Here is a 19363-nt window from a genome sequence, read left to right on the forward strand (position 1 = left end):
GGGCGTGAGCCGCATGGATGCGGCGACCGAGCTTACATGGACGTACTTGCAGCGTCCCCCGCAGCCGGACCCACCCCGCCAACCCCTGGAAATCAGCTTTTGCCGTTGCTGCTGATGTTGCCTCTGCTGTTGCCTCTGCGGGTGCAGGGCGCCGCCCTGCCGAACCCGAACCCACATACTTGCAACGGTCATCATCCCGGTCCACACTTCGTTGCCGATCTGAAGACGGCAACGATGACCCACAAGATCCCGCTGTTGATCGACACCGACCCCGGTGTGGACGACGCCCTGGCCCTGCTGATGGCCTTCGCCGATGAACGGCACGAGGTGGTCGCCCTGACCATCGCCGCCGGCAATGTCGGCCTCGAATACACCGTCCGCAACGCCCTCAAGCTCTGCGACATCGTCGGCCGCACCGACGTGCCGGTGTTTGCCGGCAGCCCGGATCCGCTGCTGCATCCCTCCGTCGACGCTGCCCACGTGCATGGCCGTGATGGCTACGGCGACGTGGACCTGCCGCCGCCCAGCCGCCAGGCCGAAGCCGAGCACGCCGCGCTGGCCATCCTGCGCCTGTCGCACGAGCACGCCGGCGAACTGATGCTGGTGATGCTCGGCCCGCTGACCAACCTGGCACTGGCGCTGAAGCTGGACCCGACCCTGCCACAGCGCATCAAGCGCATCGTGGTGATGGGCGGCGCGGTCACCTGCCACGGCAACATCACCCCGGCGGCCGAATTCAACATCGCCTTCGACCCGGAAGCGGCGCACGTGGTGTTCACCTCGTTCAAGCACCTGCTGGTGTCGGATTGGGAAGCCACCGTCGCCCACGGCCTGCCGCTGGAAGATGCCGAGCAGTGGCTGCAGGCCGATTCCGATCGCGCCCGCTTCTACGAGCTGATCTCGCGCAAGACCCGCGCGCTGTCGGAAGACGCCAAGGGCGGCCGCTGGTACACCGCCGATGCGGTGGCCATGGCCTGGGCGCTGAACCCGGAAGGGCAGCTGCAGGTGGAATCGCGTCCGCTGAACGTGGAACTGAACGGCACGTTCAGCCGCGGTGCCACCATCGTCGACTGGAACCGCCAGACCGGCCAGCCGGACAACTGCGATCTGCTGATGGCCTACGACCAGCAGCGTTTCGAGGCCTTGGTGCGCCAGGCCCTGGGCGCGGACTGAAGTCAATTGCCCGGCACCGGTTGCCCCGGGCGGCAACCGGTGCTTATAATGCCGCTCTTGACCACCAGCCCATTTACGGTGTGAGCCCATGAAGGCCGATATCCATCCGAACTACCGCGACGTCGTCTTCCATGACGTCACCTCCGATTTCAAGATCCTGACCCGCTCGACCATGGCGACGAAGGAAACCATCAAGTGGGAAGACGGCAACGACTACCCGCTGGTGAAGGTTGAAATTTCCTCGGCTTCGCACCCGTTCTACACGGGCAAGCACAAGGTCATCGACACCTCGGGCCGTATCGACAAGTTCCAGAAGCGCTACGCGCGCTGATCTGTCGATCCAGCTTCGAACCGACGGCCGCGCTCTGCGCGGCCGTTTGTTTTTCCCAAACGCCAACCCAACGGGCGTTTGGATGGACGGAACACTGCGTTCGTGTGACAACGCTTTTGCCGATCCCGGCCGCTCAGCGGCCGGCGTCTGGCCGCCTGTCGTATACGACTTCTGTCTAGCGCCGGGCAAATGCTGCTGTGCGATAATGACCTGATCCCCGGCACAGGCCGAGGACGTCATTCACGTGCCTGACCAATGCGCTTGGGCAGGCGCCTTCCCATGAAGGAGCGCACACAGTGTCCGATCTTGATCAGGTCACGCTCAACGCCGGCGATAAGTCGGTCGTTCTGCCCGTCATCAAACCCACCCTTGGCAACGACTGCGTCGACATCGCGAAGCTGACCAAGGAAACGGGGTATTTCACCTACGATTCCGGCTTCACCGCGACGGCCAGCTGCAAGTCCGCCATCACCTACATCGACGGCGACAAGGGCGTGCTGCTGTACCGCGGCTACCCGATCGAACAGCTGTCGGAAAAGTCGAGCTACGTCGAAGTGGCCTACCTGCTGATCAACGGCGAGCGCCCGAGCGCCGAGCAGCTGAAGGCCTTCACCGATGAGCTGGCTGCCGAAGCCAACGTCGACGATTCGATCAACACCCTGATCGGCAGCTTCGCCAAGGACGCCCATCCGATGGCGATCCTGGCCGCTGCGATCGCCCAGCTGTCGGCCATCTACCACGACTCGCTGGACCTGTCCGACGCCGAACAGCGCCGCCAGGCCGCCGTGCGCCTGATCGCCAAGGTGCCGACCCTGTCGGCGCTGATCTACCGCCACGGCAAGGGCCTGCCGGCCAACAAGCCGGACACCTCGCTGGATTACGTCAGCCGCTTCCTGAAGCAGACCTTCGAGTCGGCTGACGGTCAGTACGATCTGAACCCGGACGTGGTGAAGGCGCTGGACCTGCTGTTCATCCTGCACGCCGACCACGAGCAGAACGCCTCGACCTCGACCGTGCGCCTGGTCGGCTCGACCGGTGCCAACCCGTACGCGTCGGTCGCCGCGGGCGTCACCGCGCTGTGGGGTCCGGCCCACGGCGGTGCCAACGAAGCCGTGCTGAAGATGCTGGAAGAGATCGGCACTGCCGACAACGTCGAGTCCGCCGTGGTCAAGGCCAAGGACAAGACCTCCGGCTTCCGCCTGATGGGCTTCGGCCACCGCGTCTACAAGAACTTCGACCCGCGCGCCAAGGTCATCGGCGAGATGACCAGCAAGGTGCTCAAGCAGCTGGGCGTGCAGGATCCGCTGCTGGATGTGGCCGTGAAGCTGGAACAGGCCGCGCTGCAGGACGAGTACTTCGTCGCCCGCAAGCTGTACCCGAACGTCGATTTCTACAGCGGCATCATCTACAAGGCGCTGCAGATCCCGACCGAGATGTTCACCGTCATGTTCGCGCTGGGCCGTACCTCCGGCTGGGTGTCGCATTGGCTGGAACAGCAGGTCGACCCGGAAATGAAGATCGGCCGTCCGCGCCAGGTCTACACCGGCAGCGACGTGCGCGACTACCAGGGCTGATCGCCTGCGTAGGTTGTGCCGAGAACGCCCCGCATCCGCGGGGCGTTTTTTTTGCGCTTGTGGTAGGTGCCAACCTTGGTTGGCACGTTCTGTGGTGTTCGCAGAAAATCATCCACGCATGGCGTGGATCTACCACCGCATCCGCCTTCGGTAGGTGCCAACCTTGGTTGGCACACGCTTCACCGCGCAAAGACCGCGTGATTCAAGGGTCTCGCCAGCTTCACGACCGCTCGCGCAGCCTCAGGGCGCCAGCTGCACCCGCAGCGTCCGAGACGGAGCATCCACGCAATGAGTACCCGATTCGATCCACCCGAGCGCGGCGCGCTCGGCCCCGACGTCGCCACTGTCGTCACCGCTCCCATCGTGCCACCCGCCAGCGAAAGCGCCGTGTCCTGGAGCGCGATTTTCGCCGGTGCCGTCGCCGCCGCCGCACTCTCCCTCATCCTGCTCATCCTCGGTGTCGGCCTTGGCCTCTCCTCGGTGTCGCCGTGGTCGTTCGAAGGCGTCAGCAAGGAAACCTTCGGCTGGTCCAGCATCGCCTGGCTCACCTTCACCGCACTGGCCGCGTCCGGCCTGGGCGGCTACCTGGCTGGCCGCCTGCGCACCAAGTGGACGCAGATCCATGGCGATGAAACCTACTTCCGCGATACCGCGCACGGCTTCGTGTCGTGGTCGGTGGCCACGCTGCTGACTGCGGGCCTGCTGACCTCGGCCATCGGCGGCGTGCTCGGCACGGGCGCGAAGGTGGCCGGCGCCACTGCAGGCGCCGCTGCATCCACGGCTGGTGTTGCCGCCGCAGGTGCCGGTAGCGCCGCCGCAGCCGCACCGGAAGGCGACCTCAACTATTGGGTGGATTCCCTGTTCCGCAGTGCCACCAACGCCGGTGCTGCCGATCCCGCGGCGCCGCCACCGCCGGGCGCGCCGATGGATCCGAACGCGGCTCCACCGCCGGCACCGAATGCGGGCCCGCGCGAGGCCGGCATGGCGCCGCCGCGCCCGATGCCGGGCCGTGCACCGGCCAGCGACCGTCGTGATCTGCGCGCCGAAGTGAACCGCATCATCGTCAACAGCTTGCAGGGCGATGGCCTCGACCCGGCCGATACCCAGTATCTGTCGCAGCTCATCGCGCGCGAAACCGGCATGAGCCAGGCCGAAGCGCAGGCCCGTGTGACCGATGTACAGACGCGCATGCGTGCCGCGCTGCAGCAGGCAAAGACCACCGCCAAGCAGGCGGCCGACGATGCCCGCAAGGCCGCAGCGCATGCCGCGCTGTGGCTGTTCATCACCTTGCTGATCGGCGCGTTCTTCGCCAGCCTCAGCGCCACCTGGGGCGGCCGCCGCCGCGACCTGTAACCCGCATTCCATGCAAGGAGACCTGCCATGAAAATGATTCTGCTCTGGCTGTTGGGCGTGCCGATTCCGCTGCTGATCCTGTACGCAATCTTCTTCTGAGAGTGCATCGTTGAGTGGAACCCGTCAGGCCGCCGCGACGCGGCCTGACGCTTTTTGAGCAGATCCGAAGCACATCACCAGAAGTCTTTTCATCCTGCAATGAAGTTTCTTGCATTCAGCAGATGAGGAAAATTGCATAACCCTCAAACATTGAACGGCCTCTAGGATCCTTCTTAACGTTCAACTTTTTAGGAATGCTTGAATAGTCTGCGGCTCGCAGGGTTTCTAACATTCTCTCCGTCGCCGGCAACCACCTCTGCAGGCGGCGCCTCCCTTCCGGTCATGCCGGAAGGGAGGCTTTCGACTATTCCCCCTGTCCGAGAGAGACACCCATGCACATGCTCAAGAAGGCCGCGCTGGCTGCAGCGCTGGTCACTGCTTCGCTGTCCGCGAATGCCGCCGAAACCCACATCACCGTCCTGGCCGACGTCGACCCGACCCTGGCCCTGCTGCAGGCCGATGGCAGCCCGCTGCCGGACGCCGTCAAGCTGGACCACGCCCCGGGCCGTGGCCTGATTCCGTGGTCGCAGCAGGTGCGCATCTATTCCAACGACATCGACAAGGACATCGAAGTGCGCCTGATCAACGAGCCGGTGCTGATCGGTAATGCCCCGGGCACGCCGTCGGTACCGCTGTCGGTCAGCCTCAACAGTCGCGAGCTGGGCCTGGCCGCCACCGATTACCTGGCCGCCGACCTGTTCGACGGCGCACTGCCGGGCGCTTCGGTCGCCATGCCGCTGCAGATCGCGCAGAAGACCCCGGGTGCCATCGACGTGGCTGACAGCTTCCAGGGCATGGTCAGCATCGCCATGAAGCAGAAGACCACCAGCCCGTAAGTCCCCCCGCGCCGGCCCGGGTGTCGGGCCGGCCGCTTCTGGTCGCCCCCATGAAAGCTTCTGCCCCCGCCGTCACCCGGCTGGCGCTCGCGCTCGCCCTGTCGTTGTCCGCACCGCTGGTCGCGGCACGCGGCGTTCCCGCCGGCTTCGAGGATCTGGTTGAAGGCCAGACCGAGCAGCTGGACGTGCGCCTGTTCGGGCGTTCGACCGGGTTGATGCCCGTGCGCGTCACCCTCGACCACGTGCAGCTGGAAGCGCCTGCGGAGGCGCTGCAGGCGCTGCAGCTGCCGGCCGAGGCACAGGCGGCGCTGCTGCCGGCGCTGTCGCAGCCGCTGCCGCGCAACAGCCACCTGGCCTGCCGCTACGGCGGTGCCGCCGCCGGCTGCGGCTATCTCGATCCCCCGGAGGACCCCACCGCCGTGCGCGCACTGTATGACGAGGGCGAGGGCGCCGTGCGCCTGTTCGTCGCCCGCCAATGGATTCCCGGCGAGCCGGCCGCGCAGCGCCACCACCAGGTCAGCGCCAACGCCGAAAACGCCTTCCTGCACCAGCAGACGGTCAACCTCAGTGGCGGCCGTGATTACCAGGCGTTGGCCGCGCAGGGTGCGGGCGTACTTGGTGTGTTCGAGCGTGGCCATGTCTCGGCCAACTGGACCTTCAGCCACCAGCGCTACCGCAACCAGCGCACGCGACACGACTTCCAGCTGGACAACGCCTACTACCGGCACGACATCGGCCCGGAGCACTACCTGCAGGCCGGGCGCATGGACCGCCGCAACCTGTCCAGCCCGCAGGGCGGCACCTTCAGTTTCAGCATGCTGCCGCTGGACCGCTTCCAGGGCCTGCGCATCGGCACCACCCAGGCCTACGTGGACAGCGAAGCGGCCGTGCAGGCCACGCCACTGACCGTGCTGCTGGCGCGCGACGCCCGCGTCGATGCCTTCGATGGTCAGCGCCTGCTGCAGACCTATTACCTGCAGGCCGGCATCAACCAGATCGATACGCGGCGCTTCCCGTTCGGCAACTACACCGTCACCCTGCGCATCTACGAAGACGGTGTGCTGGTACGCAGCGAAGAAGCGCCCTTCGACAAGGGCGGCGACTGGGCCGACAGCAGCGTGCAGTGGTTCATGCAGGGCGGCCGCCGCAGCGAGCGCCGCAGCGACCAGTTCGATGGCGAGATGGCCGCCATGGCCGGTGTACGCGTGCCGCTGGGCCGCAGCGCCACCGTCACCGCTGGCGTGGCCGACCTGGCGGGCTTCAGCTATGGCGAACTGCGCGTGGACCTGCGCCGGGTGTTTGTCACGCAGGAGATCCGCGCCAGCTTCAGCGGCATGCAGGGCAGTGATGGCAGCCGTGGGCAGCAGCACCAGCTGTCCTACCGCCGCCACGCCTCCTGGAACCTGTACCAGCAGCGCATGCGCGGCAAGGCCTGCGAGTTCCGCGACGATGCCCGCGACCAGCTCGGCTGCGCCGATTCGCTCAGCGCCTCGGTGGCGCTGCCGGTGGCCGGTGGCCATGCCTACCTGGCCTATACCCGGCGCCAGACCTGGCGGCAGGGCGTGGGCATCCCCGGCGATATCGACGATCCGCTGTACGGCCTGGACCCGCTGCTGCCGCCGTGGGCGCCGCGTCCCAGCCGCGAGCCGCAGCTCAGCCGTACCTGGCAGGCCAGCTACAACCGCAGTGAACGCTGGGGCGACTTCAGCGCCTCCACGCGCGTGGGCGTGTGGCAGCAGCACAACGACGGGAGCCTGCGCAGCAGCCGCGACCGTGGCGTGTTTCTCACCCTTACCCTCACCCGCCTGCAGCAGGGCGAGCGCGGCACCACGCAGCGCCGCTACGGGCTGGACCTGCGCCAGCCGCAGCACCAGCGCCCGGATGTGACCTACAGCGTGGCGCAGAGCCTGCGCCAGGATCACGACGACCAGTTCCGCGAACTGTCCGCCGAACTGCGCGGCAACAACAGCGACCGCTACAGCGCCACGCTCAGCGGGCAGCTGCAGAACCGCATCGGCCACACCGGCGCCACCGTGTCGCACTACCAGCAGCGCGGGCGCGATGAGCTGGCCTACAGCGCCACCCACAGTTCCGGCGTGGCGCTTGGTTCGCGCGGCCTGTACTGGGGCGGTGGCCTGGGCGCCGATGCAGGCCTGGCCGTGCAGGTGGATGGCACCGACGACCTGGAACTGACCGGCGTGGCCGCCGAACTGCAGGTGGGCGGCCTGCGCCGCCAGCGCCTGAAGCTGGGCGATCGCCGGCTGCTGCCGGTGTCGGCGTATCAGTCGCATCGTGCCGAAGTGCAGGATGCCAGCGCGCTGGACAGCATCGCCTCCATCCGCGTGACCGGCGTAGGCGGCGCGCGCCCGCTGTTCCTGCCGCCCGGCAAGCTGCTGCGCATGCCGGTGCCGATTGAAGTGACCTACACCTTCATCGGCAACGCGCACGACCTGGCCGGCACGCCGCTGCGCGGTGCCCGCATCCTCAATGCACCGGTGCCGGGCACCGGCAGCAATGGCGGCTTCGTGGCCGACTTCCCGCGCCGCGAAGCGGTGCTGTACCTGCTGCAGGACGACCGCCTGCTGCAATGCCCGCTGCAGGTGCGCGAGCGCCGCCAGGTGGTGCTGCTGGTGGGTGCCGTGCAGTGCGAACCGCTGAACGTGGCGCAGCTGCCAGCGGACATCCGCCAGCAGGCGCGGGTGACGCGTCTGCTGCAGGAAAAGGCGCTGATAGCCAGCAGCCAGCAGGCTGCCGCGGGAGGTGCGCGATGAGCCGGCGGCTGTGGTGGTGGCTGGTGCTGTTCTGCGCGCTGGTCGTGATGGTGCCGCAGGCGATGGCACAGCGGCCGCCGGAAACGCATCCGACCGATGAGCATCGCGACATCGTGATGAGTTGGGATCGGTCTGCGATGCCGGGGGACATCGTGTTGATGCCACCGCGCACGCTGTTGGCGTACGACCATGTGGATCTGGGCAAGCGCTACGGCGAGCTGCATCTGACGTGTGTTTCGGATAGCAGTGCGGAGAGGGGGCGGTGCCCGGTGGAGGGGATCGAGGATGGCGTAGTTGGGTTGCGTGAGATACCGCTGCAGTTTGTTGAGCAGCGGTCCGGGATGAGAGTCGAACTCAACGTTCGCGGAGGCCTGGAGAGAGCACTTAATAATCGTGCATGCATGGGGGACTTCTGGCAACTGGGGATCATGGCGCCGTGGTCGACCCACGTGACTGGCTGCCCCGGCGCAATCGCCGCGGGAGTCGGCGCTCAGCTTGCACTTGAGATGCCGGAAACAGGGAAACTTGTCGCAGGTATCTGGTCGGCAACGCTCGAACTGCGTGCAAACACTCCCGACACCCGCCATCTCGCCACCTACACCTACCGTTTCGAACTCACGATCACCGACTACGACGCGGTCTCCATCTACCTGCCCGAGTTCCAGGAAGCCGCGCCCACCGTAGGCCTCAATCTCAGCTACGACCCCATTGCCCGAACGGTCGGTGGCCGCGCACACCTGGACATGTGCCTGTACGACGGCCTCGGTTCGCAGAGCGAGTACCTGGGGGTCACCGTGCGCGACAGCGGCACGCGCCCTCCCGGTCCCACCGGCTATTCGGTCTGGCACACCGACGGCGCCGGTGGTGACAGCCAACGCATGGACTACACCGTCACCCTCGATCACAACGGCGCACGCATTCCATTGCGCAACGGCGTGGAAGAACAACTGCGCAACATCGATACGGCGCGGCTGCGCCTGGTGATGTTGCCCGGGATGTCGCAGCCGGTGTTCTGCGTACCCACGCCGCTCACCCTCGATACCCCGCGCGTACCCATCGACGAGAAACGCTCTGGTGCCTACCAGGGCGATCTGAAGGTCGAACTGCGCCTGCCTACCTCCCGCCCGTGAAGTCGATGGAGCCCACTATGCATCCCGCCTTGTCCTGCCTGTTTACCTGCGCGCTGCTGCTTGCAGCCGCGCCCGCCCACGCCAACCTCACCGTGCATCCGATGCGTACGTCGGTCGAGGTCCGGAAGGGCGCGCAGATCCGCGTGTACTCGCAATCCACCACGGCGCAATACGTGCAGGCCACTGTTCGCCGCATCGACGATCCGGCCAGTAGCGACGAGCAGGAAATCGAGATCGAGCCAGCCGACGCGGCCATTGCCATCACCCCGGGCAAGTTCGCCCTGGCCGGTGGCGGCAATCGCCTGATCCGGATCATTCCGCTGCAGCCGGTGGAGAAGGAGACCGCCTACCGCGTGTACTTCGAAGGTGTGCGCGGTCCTGATGACGCCGAGCCGGACGATCCGGCCACCCGCGCTGCCGTGGGCATGAGCCTGATCTGGGGGGCGCTGGTGAACGTGGTGCCGGCCAACGGGCATGTGGACGTGCGCGTGCAGGGCAACAGCCTGGTCAATACCGGAACCCTGCGCGTGGGCCTGACCAGCGTGGCCGACTGCGATGCGGCCGGCGCCTGCACCGCCCATGACGTCTCACGCAGCCTCTACCCCGGTGCGTCCCTGCAATTGCCCTTTACCCCGAAGCCCGGCCATCGCCTGCAGCTGCGCTATCGGTTGACCCGCGATGGCTATCGCGAACACGTGCAGGCCCTCGCGCTCTGAAGCGCTCGCCCCGTCGCGGCAGCGCGCTGCGACGGGCTTCTTTTCCCTTGGTTGTTAAGGAGACACCATGAACAGGATCTATCGTCGTATCTGGTGCACTGCGCGGCAGTGCTGGGTCGTGGCCAGTGAGTTGGCCGCGGCGCGTGGCAAGCGTGCTGCTGGCCCGCGCGCACTGGCCAGCGTGCTGCTGATGCTGCTTGGCACACCCCTGCTGTCTGTTGCATCGGAGCGTGGCAGCGAAAATGAAGATGGCGAGGCGCCACTGGAAATCGTAGGCAATGACCTGGGGGCACCCGCCACCCAGCTTGCCATGCAGGAGGCGATGCGCTCGGCGGCACATGCGGGGTATGAATCCAGGGTAGGTGTAATGGGCCAGATGCCGATGGCCAATGGATCCACCCTCGGTGGCTATGCCATGTTCAACGAATCCTGTGACGGGGACCTGGGCGGGACCTACTACCGGTGTACACCTTCCTACGGATCCATTGAAAACTTCGTAGGGAGCAAAGTGAACTATAGCTCAAAAGACGTTCTGCACACCGGCGTTGCCATCGACGTGAGCGGCCACTACTCCACGTCCTTCGGGCACGGTATCAATGTTCGTGGTGACTTCACTTCTGTATTTGGATACGGCGCCAAGGCACTTGCTGGATACAGCACCATCATCGGCGCCACGGCTATTGGCAACGGTATCGGTACTACGGTTGTAGGAAATGATGCGCGCGCGTACGGCCTCAATTCGATGGCATTCGGTAGTGGTGCTCGTACCGTGGAAAGTCAGGCTGGCACCTCACGTGTCGCGATCGGCGGCAATGCCTTCGCGGGCACAGCCGGATACTCCGGCGCCGTTGCCCTCGGCGGCAATGCTCGCGCGGAATACAATGGCGTCGCATTGGGGCACCATGCCAAGGCACTCGCAACCGGCTCGGTTGCGCTGGGTATCAACTCAGAGGCAACCGAATCCAACTCGGTATCGGTGGGCAGCAGCAGCACGAAGCGCCGGGTCGTCAATGTGGCAGACGCGCGTTTGTCCACCACCAGTACCGATGCGGTAACTGGCCAGCAGCTCTACGCGACCAACCAGAACGTCACCACCGCGACCAATACGGCCAATGCCGCAAAGACCGCTGCCGACCAGGCACTGGTCAACACGCGACTGGTCACCCAGACCTCGGCCAGCAGTGCCGTACGCGTGGGCGGTGACAACACCGGCACCCAGTTGGACATCCGCAACAAGTCCAACGCCAACCGCAAGCTGACCGGGGTAGCCGACGCCACCCTCAGCACCGCCAGCACCGAAGCGGTCACCGGCAAGCAGCTGCATGCCACCAACACTGCAGTGACCACGGCGCAGGCCACAGCAACTGCAGCGAAGGGCGTGGCAGACACAGTGTCTGCACGCGTGGATGCGCAAGCGCTGGCGCTGGGGCGCTCGGCCCTGGCCGGTGGCAGAGGCGATTCGGCGAGTGTTGCCTTGGGTAGCACCGCCGCGGCGTACAGCCGTGACAGTGTCGCTCTGGGGCCGAAGGCACGGGCGGGCGTAGGTGCAGATGGCGAGAACAACAATGGTGTCGGTGCAACTTCGATCGGCTCAGGCAGTTGGAGTGCGAATGCAGCCACGGCCATCGGCTATCGCGCGAGGGCGCTGAGCAACCGATCCGTTGCCATGGGCATGGATGCGGTGGCGTCTGCATCAAACGCTGTTGCACTGGGTGACGACGCAGTGTCCAGCTTCGCCGGCAGCGTTGCGCTCGGAAGCAACTCGCAAACTACCGGTGTGAATCAGATCTCGGTCGGCAACGACACGGTCAAGCGCCGCATTGTGAATGTCAACGATGGCACGCTCAGTGCAACCAGCAGCGATGCCGTTACCGGCAAGCAGCTGCACGCGACAAACACCACACTGACCAGCGTGAGTAGCACCGCTACCGCGGCCAAGGCGGCCGCCGACAATGCCCTTGGTCAGGTGACCACGGTGGCAGGTCTGGTCGGGCAGGTCTCCGCCACCGGCAATGTGCGTCTGGGTGCGCAGAACACCGGCACCGTGCTGGATGTAGCCAACAAGAATGGCGCCGCACGCCGTATCAGCAATGTGGCCAACGCCACGCTCAGTGCGTCCAGCACCGATGCCGTGACCGGCCAGCAGCTGCATGCCACCAACACGGCGGTGACCACCGCACAGTCCACTGCAACTGCCGCGAAGACGGCGGCCGACAGCGCCATCAGCCAAGTGGGTACCGTGGCCGGTCTGATCGGGCAGGTGTCGGCCAGTGGCCAGGTCCGCCTGGGCGCCGAGAACACCGGCACCATACTGGACGTGTCCAACAAGAATGGTGCGCGCCGCCGCATCCAGAGTGTCGCCAACGGCATCCTGGGCGCATCGAGCACCGATGCGGTGACCGGTCAGCAGCTGTTTGCCACCAACGAGCGCGTAGGCTCGGCAGAGGCGCGGAACGAGGCCCAGGATCTGCAGTTGGTGGATCATGCTGATCGTCTGGCTGGCCATCGCGTGGATCTGGACCGCCTGCGCGCCGAGTTCGATGGCTTCGAACCGGATCTGGAAGGCGTGGTGAAGTTCAATGCTGACCGGACCCTGGTTGACCTTGAAGGTGCTGTGGTGAAAGGCGTTGGTCCGGGGGATATCAGCTCGGCTGCCAGTACGGATGCGGTGAATGGTGGGCAGTTGTTTGCCACCAATGCCCGGATTGAGCAGATGGAGCAGGGCAGTCGCTTCCTGCAGGTTGGCTACGACGAGTTCAGCGAGGATGCGTCGGCTGGGTGGTTGGGTGTCGCCATCGGTGATTCCGCAGAGTCGTCACCGACTGGTGAAGGTGGCACCGCTGTGGGGAGCTTCTCGAAGGCGCTTGGTATTAACTCGGTGGCGTTGGGGCGCGCTTCTTGGGTGGTTGAAGGCGCCACAGAGGGCTTTGCGCTGGGTGCAAGTTCGCATGTCCAGGCGAGTGGTGGCGTCGCACTTGGCGCTAGATCTGTTGTCCACGAGGATGCGACGAACAGCATCGCGCTCGGATACTCCTCGTATGCTGATGAAGCGAATACCGTCTCCATTGGCCGAGCTGGCTACGAGCGGCGTATCGTCAATGTGGCGCGTGGCGCGGGGAACAATGATGCCGTGAGCGTGGTGCAGTTGCAGGAGTCGCTTGCCACCCTTGGCGGCGGGGCCAGCCTCGACGCCAGCGGCAACATCATCGCGCCCACGTATGCGATCCAAGGTGGCAACCACAACACCGTCGGCGATGCGCTGACCGCGCTGGATGGCGCGGTGGTTGTGACCGATGCACGGGTCGGCTCGCTGGAAGGCAAGCTGCGCTCGGCATTCCAGGACACCGGGATCCGCGCTGATGGTTTGAACCAACTCACGCTGTCCGGCGCACAGGGCGCGGTGCTGACCAACCTGGCTGATGGTCGAATCGCAGCGGGCAGTCGCGATGCGGTGACGGGTAGCCAGTTGCACGACGCCAAGCAGGAGATCGCCCGCAATCGCAGCGATCTGGATGTGCTGCGCGACTCTCAGGTAACGGGCAACGATCTTGCACGCTTGTCTGCGGCTGAGATGGGGAGCGTAATTGACTATGGCGGCGCGACACTGACTGGTGTGGCGGATGGCGAGCTGTCCGCAGGGAGCAAGGATGTTGTGAATGGCCGGCAGCTGTACGCCACCAACCAGCGCATGGATGGCCTTGAGCAGGGAAACCGCTTCATGAAGGTCGGCTACGACGACCTGAGCATTGATGCATCGGCGGGCTGGCTGGGTGTGGCTATCGGCGATTCCGCGGAATCCTCGCCAACAGGAGAGGGGGGCACTGCGGTTGGTAGCTTCTCGAAGGCACTCGGTATTAATTCCGTTGCGTTGGGGCGGGCTTCATTCGTTTCGGCTGGAGCTGAAGAGGGATTCGCTCTTGGTGCCAGCTCTCGCGTTGAGACAAGTGGCGGTGTAGCGCTAGGAGCCTTGGCCATTGTTGAAGCGACTGCAGGTAGTAGCGTCGCCTTGGGATACGGGTCTATTGCGAATGAGGACAACACGGTGTCGGTGGGAACGGACGGGGTGCGGCGCCGCATCGTAAACGTAGCCAACGGCCGCAACGCCCAGGACGCCACCACCGTCGCCCAGCTCAACGCCACCCTCGCCACCCTCGGCGGCGGTGCTCACATCGACAGCAACGGCAACATCATCGGCCCACACTTCACTGTCCAGGGCCAGCAGCAGTCCACGCTCAACGATGCACTGCAGTCGCTTGATGGCGCTGTCACCAGCCAGGGCTCGCGCGTGGACAAGGTGGAAACCCAGCTCCGCTCCGTCTTCCAGGACACCACCACCCGCAGCGACGGCCTGAACCAGCTCACCCTGGCCGGTGCACAGGGCATGGTCATTTCCAACGTGGCCAACGGCCTGGTCGCTGCCGGCAGCCGCGACGCCGTCAACGGCGGCCAGCTGCACGACGTGCAGCAGCAGCTCAACGGCCGCATGGACGGGCTGGAACAGCGCATCGACGGCCAGCCGCAGGCACGCGTTGCCGCCAACGCCGCCGGTGCCCCCGAGGCCCCCACGCCGCCAGCCGAAACGCCGACCGTGGCCGACACCGGCAAGGCCCCCAACGCCACGCCGGAAACCCCGAAGGAGCCGACCCCGCAGGTCGACACCGCCGATCTGGAAAGGATGCTGGCCCGTGCCAACGAGTACAGCGATGGCATCTCGCGCGAGGTGGATCGTCGCCTGGACAAGATGGACAAGCGCTTCAACCGCATGGCGGCGATGAGCAGTGCGCAGAGTGCGATGGCCATGAACACAGCCGGCCTGAACACCTACAACCGCCTGGGTGCGGGCGTGGGCTACAGCGATGGCGAATCGGCCATGGCGGTGGGCTACCAGCGCGTGCTCAACGAAAAGGGCTCAGCCACCTTCAGCCTCAATGGCGCGTTCACCAACAGTGGCGAACGTACCGTGGGCGTGGGTGTGGGCATCGGCTGGTAAGCCATGACGCCCCGGCGTGGTGCGCGTAACGAGCCCCGCCGCGCCGGGGCACTGGCCGAGGAGATGGCAATGTACGGTTGGGTACGTCGATTCATGAGCTACCGCAGCTTCTATCTGTGGCGTGCGCGGTACTACTACTACACCCGGCACCTGGATGGCTGGATGCTGGCCAGCCTGCTGTGCCTGTCCGGTGTGGTCATGCTGCTCTGGTACTACTGGCGGTTCACCAATGTGCCTCCGCCGCGCATACACCCGCAGGCGGCCGCGCTGCGGGTGGAGGGCATCGGCAAGGAGGCGATCCATCGCATCGTGCTGGTGCGTCATGGCAGCAACACGCCGGGGCAACCGTACGTCACCGCGGAGGACATCCGTGCCAGCACGCGGCGAACCATGCGGGTACGGCAGGCGATGGAAAGCGAAGTGGCGTGGCGGTTGAAGGCCAACCTGCTGGCGGATATTGCCGATTACATCGAGGCCACGGGCGGCTGTGCGCCCTATCGCTGCACGCGTGTGGTGGACCGCATTGCCTCGCTGCGTGAGGCGGCCGAGGAAAACGCCGGCATCAACCGCGCGCTGCAGACCATTCTGGATGGGCCCCACGATCTGGTGCCGAGCCTGGAAAGCAGCGATCGCCAGCGGGTGAAGAGCGGCTGGTCTGATTCGTTCAGCGACATCTACCATCAGGCCTGGTTGTTGAATGACCTGCAGACCATGCATGCGCGGATGATGGAGGAGTATCCGAAGCGTGCCGCCGCCCCCTGGCTGGCCGAGTGGATGAGTGACCCCGAGCCGTCGCGTGGCACCGGATTGCCACTGTAGCCATGCTCGGCTGCTCTTCGGCCAGGCATCTGTGAAACCTGAAGCAGAGTGCGGACCAACGGTCCGCACCCACCCAGGGCAGGTGCCGCTGCGCTCGCCGGCCATGGGCCGGCGCTACCGTCGTCATCCGCCGATGTACGCGGTGATCTCCGCTTCCGCCAGCACCTGCCGCAACTGCGCAACAGACGCGCGCCGCATCGGCTTCTCATCCACCGGCGACAACGGTGCCTGACGCAGGGCGTCGTACGGCAGCACGGCCAGGTCGAAGGTCAGTTCCTCGGCACTGAACACCCATACCGGCACATCCAGGCTGCGTTCGCGGTCCATGCGCAGGCGGCGCACCCGCGATTCTGCGGGAATGCCGTGCTCGTCCAGGAAGCGATGCACCGCCTCCGGGTCGTCGCTGTGCAGGTGCAGCTGCACGGGGCTGTTGGCATCCGCGGTGCCATCCAGCACCGGGCCGGCCAGGCGCGGGGAGAAGCCGTGCAGGAACTCCAGCGCACGCATTGCGGCTTCGCGACGACGCTGCAGTTCGTTGCCATGCTGGGGCCCGGAGAACAGCCGCTGGTACTCGCGCAGGGCGTCTTCGATCTCGGTATTGCGGGGCAGGGAGGCATCGTCGTGGATGCCGAGCCGGCTGGCGGCCTTCAACTTGGCCTGGTGGTAGTCGCGGATGCCGCCTTCGGCCATCAGGCGGGCGGCTTCGTGGGCGAGGCGGTGGCGCCGCTCGCGGGTCTGGCTGGCAGCATGCTGGCGGGCGCGATGCATGCGATGACTCCCTGTTGCGACCTGGCTACAGACTAGCGCACGGATGTGACATCTGCGTGGGTATGTGCGGGTGCCGTTGATCCTGTAGAGCCGAGCCCATGCTCGGCTGCTCTATCGCGGGCCACCGGAGCCGAGCATGGGCTCGGCTCTACAGAGGCGGTGCCAACCAAGGTTGGCCCCCATCCCTACCTGCCTCTTAGAAGATATCGAACGCGGCGGCGTCGGCCTGCGGCGTATTGAGGTTCAGGTCGTAGTCGGTCAGGCGATCCATGTCTTCCACCTTCACCCACTCGGTTGCGCCGTTGAGGGTGGCCTGGACCATGCCGCTGGGCGGATCGTTCTGCGCGATCGGGGTGTCCTTCAGCGCGGTGCGCATGTAGTCGATCCAGATCGGCAGGGCGGCCTTGCCACCGTATTCGCGGTAACCCAGCGAGCGGAAGTCGTCGCGGCCCACCCACACGGTGGTCACGTACGGGCCGCCGAAGCCGGAGAACCAGGCGTCGCGGTGGTCGTTGGTGGAACCGGTCTTGCCACCCACGTCCTCGCGGCCAAGTACCTTGGCCTGCACGCCGGTACCGCGCTGGACCACGTCGCGCATCATCGACACCAGCTGGTAGGCGGTGCGGGCGTCGATCGCGCGCGGGGCGGTGCGGGCATCCGGGTTGACCGGGGCCGCCGGGGTCTCGGTCTTGGCTTCGGCCTTGGCCGCAGCGGCCGGGTCCACCTTCGGGGCCGGGGCGCCGAAGTTGAAGCCGTCCACCACCTGGTTGACCGGCTGGTCGCTGCTGCCGGCACAGTCGCGGCAGGCCAGAGCGGGGTTTTCCTTGAACACCAGGTTGCCGTCGCGGTCGTTCACCTGGTCGATCAGCCAGGTGTCCACGCGCGAGCCGCCGTTGGCGAACACGGCGTAGCCACGGGCCACCGACAGCGGGGTGAGCGAAGCAGTACCCAGCGACATCGACAGGTTCGGCGGCAGCTCGGATTCGGCAAAACCAAACTCGCTGATGTACTTGCGTGCGTAGTCCACGCCCATGCCGTCGAGCAGGCGCACCGAGACCAGGTTGCGCGACTGCACCAGCGCTTCACGCAGGCGCATCGGGCCGCGGAAGCCGCCGCCATCGTTCTGCGGGGCCCAGGTCTTGCCGCGGCGGTCGCGGAACACGACCGGGGCGTCGAGCACGATCGAGGCCGGGTTGTAGCCCTTGTCGAAGGCGGCCGCGTAGACAAACGGCTTGAAGCTCGAACCCGGCTGGCGACGGGCCTGGGTGGCGCGGTTGAACTTGTTGCCGGAGAAGCTGAAGCCACCGACCAGCGCCTTCAGTGCGCCGTTGTGGGCATCCAGCGAGACCAGCGCGGACTGGCCGCGCGGAATCTGGTCCAGCAGCCACTCGCCCTCCTTGGCACCGGCACGCACGCGCACGATGTCACCGCGCTGCACCAGCTTGCCCGGGGTCTTGTTGGTCCACTTGGCGGCACCGGCCGGCAGCACGATCTCGCTGCGGTTGGCCAGCACCACGGTGGCGCTGCCATCGGCACCGGTGCTGGCGACGATCGCCGGCAGCAGGCCGGCCTGGCCGAACATGCCGCGCAGGTGCTCGGCCAGGGCGGCGGCGTCTTCACCGGCACCGACCTGGACCTGCTTCTCCACGCCGTGCCAGCCATGACGGTGGTCGTACAGCAGCAGGCCGTCGCGCACCGACTGGTTGGCGGCGGTCTGCAGGGTGGAGTCGATGGTGGTGGTGACGTGGTAACCCTTGTTGACGACGTCACCGCCGAAGCGGGCGATCATTTCCTGGCGCACCAGCTCGGCCACGTAGGGCGCATCCACCTGCACCGGCGGCTCATGCGCGGTGGCGTGCATCGGCACGGCCTTGGCCGCGTCGGCCTCGGCCTGGCTGACGAACTTCAGGTCGGCCATGCGCTGCAGCACGTAGTTGTCGCGGCGCTGGCGGGCACGTTCCGGGTTGGAGATCGGGTTGCCCGACGAGGGGAACTTGGGAATGCCGGCCAGCGAGGCCATTTCATCCAGGTCCAGCTCGTTCAGCTTCTTGCCGTAGTAGAACTCGGCCGCGGCGGCCACGCCGTAGGCGCGGTTGCCGAAGAAGCTCTTGTTCAGGTACAGCTCGAAGATCTCATCCTTGCTCAGCTCGGACTCGATCTTCCGCGCCAGCAGGATCTCGGCCAGCTTGCGGGTGTAGCTGTACTCGGAGCTGAGGAAGAACTGGCGGGCCACCTGCTGGGTGATGGTGGAGCCACCCGGCACGCGCTTGTCGCTGGTGGTCGCCAGCAGCCACACCGCACGGCCGATGCCCATGTAGTCCACGCCGCCATGCTCGTAGAAGCGGGCATCCTCGGTGGCCAGGAACGCCTGCTTCAGCTTCTCGGGCACGTCCTTCATGGTGATCGGGGTGCGCCGGGTCTCGCCGAACACCGCCATCAGCTTGCCGTCGGCAGCATAGACGTACATCGGCTCCTGCATTTCCACGTCGCGCAGGGTCTGCACGTCGGGAAGCTTGGAGGACACAGCGTAGTACAGACCGCCCACGGCGGCCGCGCCGATCAGCGCCAGGACCAGGACAATCAGGAAGATCCAGCGCAGCCAGCGGCGGAGTCGAGTCATCGGGTTCAGATTCCGATTGCGAATTTCGTGGTCGCAGAGTATAGATTACGCAAGGTGGCGGCTGGGGTCGGCACCGGGGAGCGCAAGGGGAACAGTCAGGGGCTGCATCGTGAATCCGTGAGGAACTTCACAGCAGGGCCGTTGCCATTTGCTAAGAATACGTTATTAATGCTCGGACGCAGG

Annotated in this window: 12 protein-coding genes; 10 read left to right on the top strand and 2 right to left on the bottom strand. The window is 66.0% G+C overall.

Features of this window, described 5'->3' with window-relative positions:
- Positions 1-234: 234 nt before the first annotated feature.
- The 10 genes from V3B41_RS17920 to V3B41_RS17965 all read left to right on the top strand — a co-directional run bounded on the left by V3B41_RS17920 (position 235) and on the right by V3B41_RS17965 (position 15792).
- On the top strand, positions 235-1173 hold the full coding sequence (locus tag V3B41_RS17920) for a nucleoside hydrolase (RefSeq protein WP_295549962.1): 939 nt from the start codon (positions 235-237) through the stop codon (positions 1171-1173).
- Positions 1174-1261: 88 nt separating this feature from the next.
- Positions 1262-1504 carry a type B 50S ribosomal protein L31 gene (locus tag V3B41_RS17925; protein ID WP_010484049.1) on the top strand — a complete coding sequence of 81 codons (243 nt, stop codon included), beginning with the start codon at positions 1262-1264 and terminating at the stop codon, positions 1502-1504.
- Between the two features lie 296 nt (positions 1505-1800).
- Positions 1801-3078: a citrate synthase gene (locus V3B41_RS17930; RefSeq protein ID WP_049404024.1), complete on the top strand. Its 1278-nt coding sequence runs from the start codon at positions 1801-1803 to the stop codon at positions 3076-3078.
- A 288-nt stretch (positions 3079-3366) separates the two neighbouring features.
- Positions 3367-4431: a hypothetical protein gene (locus tag V3B41_RS17935; protein WP_329861750.1), complete on the top strand. Its 1065-nt coding sequence runs from the start codon at positions 3367-3369 to the stop codon at positions 4429-4431.
- Positions 4432-4862: 431 nt separating this feature from the next.
- Entirely contained in the window at positions 4863-5366 is a 504-nt protein-coding gene (locus tag V3B41_RS17940) for a CS1 type fimbrial major subunit (protein ID WP_049432619.1), read from the top strand.
- A gap of 50 nt (positions 5367-5416) precedes the next feature.
- Positions 5417-8137, top strand: coding sequence for a TcfC E-set like domain-containing protein (locus tag V3B41_RS17945; RefSeq protein ID WP_329861751.1), 2721 nt, complete (start codon positions 5417-5419; stop codon positions 8135-8137).
- Positions 8134-9267, top strand: a complete 1134-nt coding sequence (locus V3B41_RS17950) for a CfaE/CblD family pilus tip adhesin (RefSeq protein ID WP_295549976.1) — start codon at positions 8134-8136, stop codon at positions 9265-9267. Before V3B41_RS17945 ends, V3B41_RS17950 begins: the two co-directional genes overlap by 4 nt.
- 17 nt (positions 9268-9284) lie before the next feature.
- A complete protein-coding gene (locus V3B41_RS17955) occupies positions 9285-9983 on the top strand; it encodes a pilus assembly protein (RefSeq protein WP_295549979.1) in 699 nt (232 codons plus the stop codon).
- Between the two features lie 67 nt (positions 9984-10050).
- Positions 10051-14973, top strand: a complete 4923-nt coding sequence (locus V3B41_RS17960) for an ESPR-type extended signal peptide-containing protein (protein WP_295549982.1) — start codon at positions 10051-10053, stop codon at positions 14971-14973.
- 69 nt (positions 14974-15042) lie between these two features.
- Positions 15043-15792 (top strand): hypothetical protein, encoded by a 750-nt coding sequence (locus V3B41_RS17965; protein ID WP_049432630.1) that lies wholly within the window; start codon positions 15043-15045, stop codon positions 15790-15792.
- Between the two features lie 123 nt (positions 15793-15915).
- Here V3B41_RS17965 and V3B41_RS17970 read toward each other — a convergent pair whose 3' ends face one another.
- On the bottom strand, positions 15916-16560 hold the full coding sequence (locus V3B41_RS17970) for a hypothetical protein (RefSeq protein WP_049432633.1): 645 nt from the start codon (positions 16558-16560) through the stop codon (positions 15916-15918).
- A 196-nt stretch (positions 16561-16756) separates the two neighbouring features.
- Entirely contained in the window at positions 16757-19180 is a 2424-nt protein-coding gene (locus V3B41_RS17975; RefSeq protein WP_049432636.1) for a penicillin-binding protein 1A, read from the bottom strand.
- Positions 19181-19363: the final 183 nt, after the last annotated feature.

The organism is Stenotrophomonas sp. SMYL89, assembly GCF_036319985.1.
In the GTDB taxonomy this organism is placed as follows: Bacteria; Pseudomonadota; Gammaproteobacteria; order Xanthomonadales; family Xanthomonadaceae; genus Stenotrophomonas; species Stenotrophomonas maltophilia_Q.